Source organism: Accumulibacter sp., from assembly GCF_016789985.1.
In the GTDB taxonomy this organism is placed as follows: domain Bacteria; phylum Pseudomonadota; class Gammaproteobacteria; order Burkholderiales; family Rhodocyclaceae; genus Accumulibacter.
This window is the reverse complement of sequence record NZ_JAEUOL010000213.1, coordinates 1-11,664: the sequence shown is the minus strand read 5'-3', so window position 1 is coordinate 11,664 and position 11,664 is coordinate 1. Positions and strand designations below refer to the sequence as shown.

At 65.0% G+C, this 11,664-nt stretch carries 15 protein-coding genes; 7 read left to right on the top strand and 8 right to left on the bottom strand.

What is annotated here, in order from left to right; all coding sequences use genetic code 11:
- From JNK99_RS12460 to JNK99_RS12450, 3 genes are all read right to left on the bottom strand, one after another.
- Nucleotides 1-444, bottom strand: a 444-nt coding sequence (locus tag JNK99_RS12460) for a diguanylate cyclase (protein WP_291853567.1), incomplete at its 3' end; no start/stop codon positions are given.
- 107 nt (nucleotides 445-551) lie between these two features.
- Complete coding sequence (locus JNK99_RS12455; RefSeq protein WP_291853563.1) at nucleotides 552-1,700, bottom strand: hypothetical protein; 1,149 nt, start codon at nucleotides 1,698-1,700, stop codon at nucleotides 552-554.
- Between the two features lie 57 nt (nucleotides 1,701-1,757).
- Nucleotides 1,758-2,015 carry a DUF2249 domain-containing protein gene (locus JNK99_RS12450; protein ID WP_291853560.1) on the bottom strand — a complete coding sequence of 86 codons (258 nt, stop codon included), beginning with the start codon at nucleotides 2,013-2,015 and terminating at the stop codon, nucleotides 1,758-1,760.
- Nucleotides 2,016-2,171: 156 nt separating this feature from the next.
- Between JNK99_RS12450 and JNK99_RS12445 the strand changes: the two genes are divergently transcribed.
- The gene (locus tag JNK99_RS12445; RefSeq protein WP_291853557.1) at nucleotides 2,172-2,705 is read left to right on the top strand and encodes a DUF2062 domain-containing protein; all 534 of its coding nucleotides are present in this window, start codon (nucleotides 2,172-2,174) and stop codon (nucleotides 2,703-2,705) included.
- A 48-nt stretch (nucleotides 2,706-2,753) separates the two neighbouring features.
- Here the strand turns inward: JNK99_RS12445 and JNK99_RS12440 are convergent, their stop codons facing one another.
- Nucleotides 2,754-3,362 (bottom strand): MarC family protein, encoded by a 609-nt coding sequence (locus tag JNK99_RS12440; RefSeq protein ID WP_291853553.1) that lies wholly within the window; start codon nucleotides 3,360-3,362, stop codon nucleotides 2,754-2,756.
- A gap of 369 nt (nucleotides 3,363-3,731) precedes the next feature.
- Between JNK99_RS12440 and JNK99_RS12435 the strand changes: the two genes are divergently transcribed.
- On the top strand, nucleotides 3,732-4,640 hold the full coding sequence (locus tag JNK99_RS12435) for a protein phosphatase 2C domain-containing protein (protein ID WP_291853550.1): 909 nt from the start codon (nucleotides 3,732-3,734) through the stop codon (nucleotides 4,638-4,640).
- Nucleotides 4,641-4,691: 51 nt separating this feature from the next.
- Here JNK99_RS12435 and JNK99_RS12430 read toward each other — a convergent pair whose 3' ends face one another.
- Nucleotides 4,692-5,855, bottom strand: a complete 1,164-nt coding sequence (locus JNK99_RS12430; RefSeq protein ID WP_291853547.1) for a CaiB/BaiF CoA-transferase family protein — start codon at nucleotides 5,853-5,855, stop codon at nucleotides 4,692-4,694.
- Between the two features lie 174 nt (nucleotides 5,856-6,029).
- Here JNK99_RS12430 and mobA point away from each other — a divergent pair, with 174 nt between their 5' ends.
- The 5 genes from mobA (at nucleotide 6,030) to JNK99_RS12405 (ending at nucleotide 9,420) form a co-directional block, all read left to right on the top strand.
- Nucleotides 6,030-6,632 (top strand): molybdenum cofactor guanylyltransferase MobA, encoded by a 603-nt coding sequence (gene mobA / locus JNK99_RS12425; RefSeq protein WP_291853545.1) that lies wholly within the window; start codon nucleotides 6,030-6,032, stop codon nucleotides 6,630-6,632.
- 190 nt (nucleotides 6,633-6,822) lie between these two features.
- On the top strand, nucleotides 6,823-7,620 hold the full coding sequence (locus tag JNK99_RS12420) for an amino acid ABC transporter substrate-binding protein (protein WP_291853542.1): 798 nt from the start codon (nucleotides 6,823-6,825) through the stop codon (nucleotides 7,618-7,620).
- A gap of 123 nt (nucleotides 7,621-7,743) precedes the next feature.
- Nucleotides 7,744-8,397: an amino acid ABC transporter permease gene (locus JNK99_RS12415; protein WP_291853539.1), complete on the top strand. Its 654-nt coding sequence runs from the start codon at nucleotides 7,744-7,746 to the stop codon at nucleotides 8,395-8,397.
- Nucleotides 8,378-9,169, top strand: coding sequence for an amino acid ABC transporter ATP-binding protein (locus JNK99_RS12410; RefSeq protein WP_291853536.1), 792 nt, complete (start codon nucleotides 8,378-8,380; stop codon nucleotides 9,167-9,169). The genes JNK99_RS12415 and JNK99_RS12410 overlap by 20 nt, the downstream gene beginning before the upstream one ends.
- 110 nt (nucleotides 9,170-9,279) lie before the next feature.
- Entirely contained in the window at nucleotides 9,280-9,420 is a 141-nt protein-coding gene (locus JNK99_RS12405) for a hypothetical protein (protein WP_291853533.1), read from the top strand.
- 241 nt (nucleotides 9,421-9,661) lie between these two features.
- Here the strand turns inward: JNK99_RS12405 and JNK99_RS12400 are convergent, their stop codons facing one another.
- The 3 genes from JNK99_RS12400 to JNK99_RS12390 all read right to left on the bottom strand — a co-directional run.
- Complete coding sequence (locus tag JNK99_RS12400; RefSeq protein ID WP_291853530.1) at nucleotides 9,662-9,820, bottom strand: hypothetical protein; 159 nt, start codon at nucleotides 9,818-9,820, stop codon at nucleotides 9,662-9,664.
- A 568-nt stretch (nucleotides 9,821-10,388) separates the two neighbouring features.
- The gene (locus JNK99_RS12395; protein WP_291853527.1) at nucleotides 10,389-10,697 is read right to left on the bottom strand and encodes a hypothetical protein; all 309 of its coding nucleotides are present in this window, start codon (nucleotides 10,695-10,697) and stop codon (nucleotides 10,389-10,391) included.
- A gap of 340 nt (nucleotides 10,698-11,037) precedes the next feature.
- On the bottom strand, nucleotides 11,038-11,664 hold a 627-nt coding region (locus JNK99_RS12390; protein ID WP_291853524.1), incomplete at its 5' end, for a transporter associated domain-containing protein.

The following is an 11,664-nucleotide window of genomic DNA, read 5'->3' as shown; positions in this document are numbered from 1 at the left end:
ACGCAGAACGGTGACCAGATGGACCAGCGCCTGGTCGCCCACCTGATGTCCAAAAGTGTCGTTCAGGCACTTGAAGTCATCGAGATCGATCAGCGCCAGCGCGAGATGGCTGTCATTCCGGCGCGCGCGCGCCACTTCGCGCTGGTAAGCCTGATCAAAGCCACGGCGATTCAGTGCGCCGGTCAGCGTGTCGGTAAGAGCGGCGGCACGCGCTTCGTCCAATGCCTGTTCGAGGTCGGCGATTCGTGTCTCGGCTGCCAGCAGCGCCAGCAGTGTCGCCTTGGGTTCGACCACCGCCTGGCGGCGGCGCGCGTGTTGCGTCAGGCAGTCCGCCGGGGCCTGGGCCGCTGCCGCGCCGGCGGCGAAAGCCGGACGCCGATGCAGGCGGCGGGAGGCGGCGCGGGATGAGTGTACCGGGGCCAGATGGTCATGCTTGAAGATCATCGTTCACTCCGTTGCAGAAGTCTGTCAGGGTGGATCATGTCCTGAGCAACGGCCGACCGCCGGGAATCTTGAGACTTATTTCACGAAAATCTTATAAGACTATGGTTTTATTTAAAAATATTTTCACCGTGATGCGCCAAGCGGCTCATTGTGGCGAGCGAGTGGAGCAGGACGAGAACGAAGTGGAGTATTCCCAGCAGTGCTGGCCAGATCCCGCCGGTCAGTCCCAGCCCGAGGAGGAAGCCTCCGCAGACAAAGAGGAGCGCGCGTGGCGCTCCCCCGCGGCGGAGCGCCGCATGCAGCCGGTCGCGTCGCGGCGTACGCTTGCCGCGCAGGAGCCAGACCGGGAGCAACTGGGTCAGTGCACCGGTGACCAATGGCAGGAGGCAGGCAACGACGAAAGCCGGCACTGCGTCGCGGCCGTCGAGCGTCCCCAGGCCATGCGCGGCACCCAGACCGGCGAGCAGCAGGAAACCAAACAGCGCTCCGCTCAGCGCTGCCGCCGCACCATCATCCCATAGCGCTCGCCAGCCATAGCGCTGCAGGAAAGCGCGCACGATGGTCAGCACGAGGCCGGTGAGCAGGACGGCGCCGGCCAGCGCCAGTGGCAGCCAGGTGACGGCACCGACGGCGATCATCAGCACTGCGCTGCAGGCCACCGGCAGGTGTTGCCGCAAGCGCCGCGCCGCATCGGCGTCGGGGCTGTTCAGCGCCGTCGGCAGCAGCACCTGCAGCGTCCCCAGTGCGCTCAGGCCGATGAAACCGAGCGTATTCAGGTGCAGGTGCAGCAGCCGCAGTTGCGGTCGCATTTCCGGCCACCAGGTCATCGCCGGCACCAGCATCAGCGCCATGCCGAGCAGGATGATCGCCGCCAGATACCAGCGCCATCCCGGATGCGGTCTGCCCAGGGTTCGCCTGGCGCGTTCCACCATCCATCCGGCCAGCCAGCCGGCGATGAGCAGGGTGCCTGCGGCGGCGGCCAGGGTGCTGCCGACCGGCGCATCCCCACAGAAATCGAGGAAGACCAGCCAGCCGGCCAGTTGCAGCAGGAGCGGTGCGAGCAGCAGATGGCGCGGCGCACGGCTGCTGCGGGTCAGCACCGGAACAAAATGGGTCATGGCGCCGACGATCAGCGGCAGGATGCCGACGGCGAATACCAGATGCGCGATGGCCGGCAGCGGTGGCTGCCCGATGAGCGCCAGGATCAGTGCCGCCACGAACGTCGCCAGCGCCGAAAGACCCAGGTAGATCAGCAAGCGCTTTGCCTACTCGATGCCGTGTGTCTGGTAGCGCGGAGTGACGCGCGGCAGGCGTCAGCCCTGTCGGGTGAAGTCGATGACGATGGCGCCCGGTTCGCGTTGCACGTAATTGATCTGCACGGTCGCGCCGTAACGATTCTGTAGTTGTGCAAGCAGCGGCAGGGGGTCGTGATCATTGCAGAAACGCATCGTTTCACCGGGGGTCAGCGCATCGAGTGCACCGAAAATCGCTGCGTGGCGAAAACGCTTGGCGACGCCGCGCGCGTCGAAAGGATAGATGGCTTCGAGGGTTGGCTGGTCGCAAGCATGCATGGCGTTCTCCGTGGGCGATGGGTGGTTGGCGGAGCCGGATCCTGCCCGCTGTTTGCCAGCCTGTCTTTGATCTGGCCCGGCAATACCCACAGCCGCCACGCGGGCGCCGTTCGGTGGTGCGTTCCTCATGGCGTTTTGCCTGCGATAATACGCGGCATGCGTCGTTACCTGAAAAAGTATCTCCCAGGCCACGAGTCGATTTGTGGCAACCGCTGGTTACGGCCGTTTCGGTCCTCCCTGCTGCATCCGCGCTTATGGCACATCAATCGCCACTCGGCGGCCGGTGCGGTCGCCGCCGGCCTGTTCTGCGGGTTGATCCCCGGGCCGCTGCAGATGATCGGTGCGGCGATCGGTGCCCTGATCTGGCGCGTCAATCTGCCGCTGGCACTGCTCGTGACGCTATACTCCAATCCATTGACCATTGTCCCGCTCTACCTGCTGGCATATCAGCTCGGCTGCCTGCTGACCGGCGACAGCAGTGGCTTCGTCGCTCCGCCGGAGTTCTCTGTCGTCGCTTTCGGCGCCTGGGTGGACGCAATGCTGGACTGGATGCTGGCCGCCGGCAAACCACTGGGCATCGGACTGATCGCCCTGGCCGCCAGCCTCGCCGGGCTTGGTTACGGCGCGACCCGGGCCGTCTGGCGCCTCTATCTGCTCAGGGTCTGGCGGCGTCGCAAGATGCCTGGCTGAGGCGGCGGGGCGGCTGCGCCGCTCTCCGTCAGACCCGGCGCGTGGCGCCTAAGCGTGCGCGATCTGCAGGGCGAATGCTTTGATCCCGCGCAGCATCATTTCGATCGACATGGCGACCAGCACCAGGCCCATCAGACGTTCCAGCGCGACGACAAAACGATCGCCGGCAACGCGCTGGATGCGCTCGGCAAGAACCAGGATGATGGCGCTCACCGCCATCGTGATGCACAGCGCGCCAATCCATTCCAGCCGCCGGTCGGGCGCCTGCGAGACCAGCAGCAGCACGGTGGCGAGGGCCGACGGCCCGGCAATCGCCGGGATGGCCAGCGGTACGATCAACGGCTCGCCAGCCGCTTCGGCCGTGTCGGTGCGTGGCGGCGGAAAGATCATGCGCAGCGCGATCAGAAAAAGGATCACCCCGCCACCGATTTGCAGCGATAATTCGCTGAGATTCATCAGGCGCAGAAAGCTCTCTCCGACGAACATGAAGGTCAGCAGCAGTACGAAGGCAATCAGCACCTCGCGCAGGATCACCGACGGTCGGCGCGCTGGTGCCACATTGCGCAGCGCATTGGCGAAGATGGGGATGTTGCCGATCGGGTCGGTGATCAGGATCAGCAGGATGGTTGCCGAGGCAAAGGTGTAGGTATAGGTCATGGCTGTTGCACTCCGTTGCGGGCAGCCGTGGGCTGGTGGCGAGGCTGGATGGGCAGCAGTGGCGTGCGCCATACAGTGCCGGTGCCTTGGTCGGGCGCTCTGCGGCCGGCCGCCACAGGTGGTTGCCGCGGTTCGGCGGGAGATCGCTGCACCGTCCGGTGCAGTCGGGAAAGCTGAGCATCGGCGCAGGATAGCAGTCATCTCGCACTTTGCGCGAGCGGCAAGCGAAACGGTTCACCAGCCGGGGGATGGCCAGGTGGCTACGACGCCACCCCGGGCGGCAGGCAGACTGGCACAATGGCGGCTGCATCGGGCCGGGGCGGAGTCGCCGCTCCGGCAGTGCGGTCACCCGGTTGCAGGGAGCGCAGGATGAGGCAATGGGGCGTGCGCTGGAAGGGGTCATTGCCGGGCGGCCGGTTGGGCCGTGCCGGCCACCAGGAATCGATTGTGCACCAGACGGGTGGTGCCGTGCACTACCGCGTCGAGACCCGGATGCTCAGCGACATCGGTCGGCAACGCAGCAGCAACCAGGATTCGTTTGCCTTCATCTGCCCGGGCGACCTGCTACAACGCCAGCGGCGTGGGGTACTGACGGTCATCGCCGATGGCATGGGCGGGCACAACGGCGGCGAGGTGGCGAGTGCGCTGGCCGTCGAGACCATCTGCCAGAACTACTTTGCCACTCCGGGCGACGATCCCGGCACTGCTCTGGTCGCTGCCATGCGCGAAGCCAACCGGACGATCATTCGGGCGACCGAAGCCGAGCCGGCTCTGGCCGGGATGGGCACGACCGCGACGGCTCTGGTTCTGGTCGGCGAACTGGTTGTGTTCGCACATGTCGGCGACAGCCGTCTGTACCGTTGTCTCGATGGCCGATGTTCGCAACTGAGCGAGGACCAAACGGTGGCCGCGGAGATGGTCCGGAGCGGCTTGCTCAGCGTCGCGCAGGCCCGTCATCATCCGGCACGCAACGTCCTCCTGTCGTCGCTCGGCACGGCGCACAGACTGCGGGTGGTGGCGCAGCACTGCGCACCGCCGGTCATCGGCGAGCGTTTCGTACTCTGTTCCGACGGCCTGTGGGAAAGCGTCGATGGCGAAGAGATGGCCGCCATCGTCGGACGGCAAGCGCCGGCCATGGCCTGTCGGCGGCTGGTCGAGCTGGCGCTCGAACGCGACGGCAGCGACAACATCTCGCTCGCCATCGTCAGTATCGAGCCTGCCGCCGTAGATCACGATCCAGCGTCGGAACCACCCGCAGTCAGCGACGCCGCCGGTTGAAACCGGGCATTCGGTGTCGACCCGAGCGGCCGCTCCTGCGCTGTGGCGGCCTCAGATGACTTTCTGCTCGCGCAGGCAGGCGATCTCGTCGGCAGTGAAGCCACCCTCGCGGAGGATCTCCTCGCTGTGCTGGCCAGCGGCGGGTGGCGGCAGGCGGGCTGCGAAAGCCATTTCGCTGACCTTGAATGGTGGCGCAAACTGCCGGACGCCGGCCACCTCGACGAGCATGGCACGGGCCAGCAGGTGCTCGTTCTGCATGCTTTCCTCGAAGCGCAATACTGGCGTCACGCAGCAATCGACTTTCTCGAAGAGGGCGCTCCATTCGGCAAAGCTGCGCCCGGCGAACACCGCCTCCAGTTCGCGCCGGATGCGCTGGCCTTCGGCGCCGGTGGCGAAGGCCAAGGGCGCGAGATCCGGGCGGTCGATCGCTGCGCACAGCATCTGCCAGAACTTCGGCTCCATCGCGCTGACCGCCAAGTGACGACCGTCACTGGTGGCATAGACGCCGTAGCTCGGCATGCCGCCGGAGAGCAGGTCCTCGCCGCGGGGCAGTGCCTGGCCGAGGCCGAGCACGGCAAGTAGCGGAAAGAGGGTATGTGCGAAGACGGCGTCGGTCATCGCCACGTCCACATAGCGTCCGCGGCCGCTGCTGCGCGCGTCGATCACCGCGGCGAGGACGCCGACCAGCGCGCTCAGCGAGCCACCGAGGAGATCGCCGATCTGGAAATTGGGAATGGCCGGTGCACTGCCCGGCGTGCCGATCTGGTCGAGCAGGCCGCAGTAGCCCAGGTAGTTGAGGTCGTGGCCGGCACGGTCGCGATAGGGGCCGTTCTGCCCGTAGCCAGTGATCGCGCAGTAGGCGATGCGCGGATTGATCGCCGTCATGGCCGCGTAACCGATACCCAGTTTGTCCACCACGCCCGGGCGAAAGCCCTCCAGGATGACGTCGGCCGTTGCCGCCAGGCGCCTGAATGCAGCGACCCCGGCCGCCTGTTTCAGATCGAGGGTGAGGCTGCGCTTGTTGCGGTTAACCAGTTCGAAATAGCTGACCGTGCCATGCACCGCACCGGCGCTGCGCGCATAGTCGCCGGCGCCGGTGTCTTCGATCTTGATCACGTCGGCACCGAGGTCGGCAAGGTGCATGCTGGCGAGTGGTCCCGGCAACAGGCGTGTCAGGTCGAGCACGCGCAGGCCGGTGAGGGGAAGGGGTCGCATGGCGGTGGGCTTTCGGGTCGTGGGTGTGGGCGGGCGAATGGCGGGCTGCCGGACGAGGAAGGTGCCGGACCACGCAACCGGCGGCAAGCGCAGCGCTCGTCATTGTAGCTGCGCACGCTTCCTTCTGTCGTGCGCCGGGCGAATTGTTGCCGGTGCTGACGTACAATTCCCCGGATGAACGGCAAGACGGTAAGCGGCGTCATTCTGGCTGGTGGGCTTGGCCGCCGCATGGGTGGTGTCGACAAGGGGCTGCAGATGCTGCAGGGCAGGCCGCTGGTCGCCTGGGTCATCGAACGTCTGGCACCCCAGGTTGGCGAGCTGCTGATCAACGCTAACCGGAACGGCGCGCGCTATGCTGCCTTCGGTCATGCGCTGGTGCCTGACCGGATCCCCGACTTCGCCGGGCCGCTGGCCGGGCTGCACGCCGCCTTGTCGGTTGCCAGGCATCCGCTGGTCGCCAGCGTGCCTTGTGACTCGCCCTTTCTGCCAACTGATCTGGTGGCGCGCCTCCTGTCTGCCCTCGCCGCCAGCGGAGCCCAGCTCGCCGTGGCGCACTGCGGCGCTCGGGTGCAGCCGGTCTTCTGCCTGTGTCACCGCGCGGTCTTGCCGAGTCTCGGCGAATACCTGGCCGGCGGCGGGCGGCGGATCGACCGCTGGCAGGCGTCCATGCCTGTCGTGGAGGTGCGGTTCGACGACCAGCCCGAGGCTTTCGCCAATATCAACACCGGGCAGGAGCTGCGGCACTTTGCACCTCTCTCATCAGACTTCCCGCCTTGAGCTGGCGGCGACTTCCGACGTGCTGGCAGCGAGCGGGTGCGGTGGCGCGCCAGTCGGAATCCGCCAGTTTTCGCTCGAGTTGCTTCCTTTTCCGGGATAATCGCGGCTTTCGTGTTTAACAAGGACACGCGCCACCCAGTGTGAGGAGGCGCGTGGTCCATCGTCTTCCGTCAATCGGGGTCAATCACCTATGAATAAACGTATCTCATTGCTGCTTGCCGGGTTGGCCGCCGGCGTCGTGCTGCTCGGCTGCGGCAGGCAGGAGGCCGGGCAAACCCCGGCGTCAGGCAAAGCGGCCGCGCCGAGCAGGATCGTCGTTGGCCTCGACGACAATTTCCCGCCGATGGGTTTCCGTGATCAGCAGAACAAACTCGTCGGTTTCGACATCGACCTGGCGCGCGAAGCGGCCCGGCGCCTGGGCGCCCAAGTCGAGTTCAAGCCGATCGACTGGAATGCCAAGGAGGCCGAACTCAACGGCAAGCGCGTCGACGCGCTCTGGAACGGCCTGACGATCACCGAGAAACGCAAGGAGAACATCGCCTTCACCACACCCTACCTAGAGAACCGGCAGATCGTCGTGGTAATCGCCAGGTCGACGGTCAGGAGCAAGGCGGACCTGGCCGGCAAGGTGGTCGGTCTGCAGGAGGGCAGTAGTGCGATCGATGCGGTCGAGAAGGACGATGTCGCCAAGTCGATCAAGGAACTCAAGAAGTACGGCGACAATGTCACTGCCTTGATGGATCTGTCGACCGGCCGTCTCGACGCGCTGGTGGTTGACGAGGTGGTCGGCCGCTACTACCTGGCCAAGAAACCGGGGGAATATCTCGTCCTCGAAGACAATTTTGGCAGCGAGGAGTACGGTGTCGGAGTCCGCAAGGACGATGCCGAGCTGCTCGCCAGACTGCAGAAGACGATGGACGAGATGAAGAAGGACGGGTCCGCCGCCCGCATTTCGAACGAGTGGTTTGGCAAGGATATCGTCAAGTAGGCGGTTCGGCGTGCCCCCCGGGCGAGCCGGCGGCCGACGGCAGGTGAAGCGCTGCCACCGGCTGCTCGGCCGGGTTTCGGCGTTGCAGTCCACCATGCGGCGCCCCGGGTGGTGATTGGCGGCATGAACTACCTGATCGAAATCCTCGGGCCGCTGCTCGCCGGGACGGCGGTGACGCTGCAGGTCTTCCTGCTCACGCTGCTCCTGGCCGCGCCGCTCGGTCTCGCCCTGGCGCTGCTGCGCGTGTCGCACTTTCGTGTCGCGAGCGGCATCGTCAATGGCTACATCTGGCTGATGCGCGGCACACCGCTGATGCTGCAGATGCTGTTCATCTATTTCGCCTTGCCCTTCGTGCCGCTGATCGGCGTGCGCCTGCCCGACTTCCCGGCGGCGATCGTCGCCTTCGTGCTCAATTACGCGGCCTATTTCGCCGAGATTTTCCGCGCCGGCATCCAGTCGATCGAGCGTGGGCAGTACGAGGCAGCCAGGGTGCTTGGCCTGGGTTACGGCCAGACCATGCGGCGAATCGTGCTGCCGCAGGTGATCAAGCGGATCCTGCCGCCGATGAGCAACGAGACGATCACCCTGGTCAAGGACACCTCGCTGATCTACGTACTGGCCATGAACGACCTGCTGCGCGCGGCGCGCGGCATCGTCCAGCGCGACTTCACCACCATGCCTTTCGTCGTTGCGGCTGCTTTCTACCTGATCATGACGCTGGTGTTGACCTGGGGCTTCAACTACCTGGAAAGGCGACATGCGGTTTATGACGAGTGATGCGGCGGGCGAGGTGCCGGTGATTCTGGCGCGCGACATCTGCAAGCGCTTTGCCGCTCTGCAGGTTCTCAAGAGCGTTTCGCTGAGTATCGACAAGGGTGACGTGGTTGCCGTCATCGGTCCCTCGGGGTCGGGCAAGAGCACCCTTCTGCGCTGCCTCAATCACCTGGAAACGGTCGATTCTGGCGAGGTGGTGATCGAGGGTGAAACGCTGGTCAGCACCGATGTTGCCGGCGTCTGCCATTATGCAGCGGAGGCCGAATTGCGTCGCATCTGTCGCAAGATGGGCATGGTCTTCCAGCAGTTCAACCTGTTTCCCCATCTCAGCGTACTGCAGAACATCATCGAAGCACCGATCACGGTCAAGGGGCTGTCGCGTGCCGAGGCCGTTCCGCAGGCCGAGGAGCTGCTGCGCAAGGTCGGCCTGCTCGACAAACGCGACAGTTACCCGGCACGGCTTTCCGGTGGTCAGAAGCAGCGTGTGGCGATCGCCCGCGCGCTGGCCATGCAGCCGGACATCATGCTCTTCGACGAGCCGACTTCGGCGCTCGATCCGGAACTGACCGGCGAGGTCCTGCGCAGCATGCGCCAGCTCGCCGACGAGCGTATGACCATGCTCGTGGTGACGCACGAGATGGCCTTCGCGCGCGAGGTGTCGACCCGGGTCGTGTTCATGGACGATGGCGAGATCGTCGAAACAGGTTCGCCGGACGAGGTCTTTGTGTGCCCGCAGCACCCGCGTACGCGCGCCTTCCTCGAACACATGCTGTAGCCTGTGGCGGCACAGCACCGGGGTGGGCCACGCGCCGCCGGCAGGGAGGCGCGCGGCGTCAGGCAAATCGCTGTATCCTGAATACTTTCCGATCATCGAGGAGAAGCGCCATGACGCTGTGCCCGATCGCCATTGTCGCCGGCTGCAAGAAATGCCCGGCGTTCTCCATCTGTCCCCTGAAGACCGTGCTCGGCGATGCGCCGAAGTCTGGCGAAGCGACTCCTCCTCAGGAAACGCCGCAAAACAAGTAGCCAAGTAGCGCCCGCCTAACGCCGGGGGTGGCGTGTGGTGCGTGGTATTGCAACACTTGCGCCAGTTGCTCGTTCCTGATTGGCTTGGCGAGGTAGTCGTCCATGCTCGGCGGCGAGGCAGTTGTCCCGGTCGTCCGGCGTGGCGTTGGTGGTCATCGCGACGATCGGGGTGCACGGCCGGTCGCGCGTCCTTTCGTGCAAATCGTGCGCGTCGCATCGAAACCATCCATGATCGGCATCATCAGGTCCATCTGCACGATGTCGAAGCGGCAGTCACGTATCCGGTCAACGACCAGTCCAGGCCGTTCCCGGTGAGCGTCACCCGATGGCCCGGGACTCCAGGACTGATCGCTACCAGTTGGTTGACCTCGTTGTCCTTGACCACCAGGATGTCGAGCACCTGGTTGTCCGCCTCCGACGCCTATCGGTGCGCGGACGGTGGGTGGCTGCTGACCGCTCCGCATTGTCCTTGTGGCGAAGCGAATCGAGCAGGAACAGTGAGGGGGAGCAACTGTCGATGACGTCGGGCAGCTTGTGCAGCAGGTCGCAGGGGTCGATGTTCGGCAGGACGGCGTCGAGAAAGACCAGGTCGACCGCGGCAACCTGGGCCCGATCCTCGTGGGGGAGCGACTGCAGCGAGATCTGGTCGAGTGAGTCCCCGATCGTCCGGTGACTTCGTGCCACGCCGGGTCGAGATAGATCCGGCAGCCTTCGGCAATCGATCCGGAAGGCGATCTCCTTGAGGCTCTCGACGAGCGTGCGATAGCCGCTGCTCGCTTTCCGCCAGTTCGGCCTCGATTCGCTTGTAATCGCTGCTGTCGGTGCGAATGGCGATGTATTTTCTCGGCTGCCCGGCAGTATTGCAGAACGGGACGATCGTCGCCCGGAATTAGAAGGGTTGGCCCGACTTGTTGCGGTCCCAAAGTTCCCCATGCCATGTCCGGCCAGCGGCGATCGTCGTCCATCCGTCATCGTGGACCACTGGCGGGTGCGCATCGGATTTCATGATCCGGTGGGTTGTTGCCAGGCAGTTCGTGACGCGCATAACCGCCGATCTTGCACCGGCAATGTTGCCACAGAGATCGGTCGTTCTGTAGTTCCCGCTGACTCTCCTCGCGGCGGCGTACCAGACCGGCCAGCAGGGCCGAGAGCGATTCGAGGTCGTCATCAACCGGCTGCCGTAATGGGCCACCGTTGGTATCGAGCAGCCTGGCAACGGTGGAGCGCAGTGAGCCGATGGCGACGACCGTGTCGTTGCTGGCGTCGCTGTCGTCCATTACCCATGTCTCGCCGGCGCCCGATCAGCCAACGCGTCGCGTGCCGGGAAAGATCGCCCTTCAGCGGTTCTGCCAGTACGCGCAGCAGCAAACGGCCGGTACCGAAGACCAGCAGCAGATCGGTTGTCGACTGCCGAATGGGGTCAACTCGTCAACCGCATTCTCTGTCCTGTGCAGCAGGCTTGAGCAAGCTGCATGTCGGCTTCTCCATGTGAGCACGCCGTGTTCGGGATGGGCGGCGCAGGATAGCGTGGCGTGATCCGGCAGACAAGACAGCGGCATGACCAGCGCGCGTCGGGGAAGGAGCGAGCGTAGCGGTGGGAAGAGCAAGTGGCGCCTGCTAGTCGACCGTGCGCTCGGTATCGGCATTCATCGTTGCGGGTTCCGGGCCGGGGCCGTGCGGTCGACTGATCCTGATTTCGTGAATCCTGCGCCGCGATGCCCGCTCTATTCTGACCTCCAGTCCGTCGATGACGCAGCTCTCGCCGGGTGCCGGGATCCGTTCCAGATGGCTGATGATCCACAGGTTTGCCGAGTCGTATGGTTTGCCGGCAAGATCCTGGCTGAAATGAGCTTCGAGGATGCGCAGCTCGGTGCTCCCGTCCACCACCAGTTCGCTGCCGTCCGGTTTCATCAGCAGCATCTGGTCGTCCTCGGGGGCTTCCTCGTGGTCATAGATCTCGCCGACCAGTTCTTCGAGAATGTCTTCGAGGGTGAAGATGCCGAGCAGGCCGCCAAACTCGTTCACCACTACGATGAGGTGGTCCTTGTTGCCGCGCAGCACTTCCAGCAGACCGTCGACCGGTTGGTTGGGCGGAACGAACAACGGTTCGCTGCCGGCCTCGTTGAGCGTCTTGTCCAGATGGCCCAGTGCCACCTCGCCGAGAATGCTCTGCAGCGTGACAACGCCGGTGATTTCCTCGGGGTTGCTCGAATAGACCGGGATGCGCTGATGCGATTCGGCAAT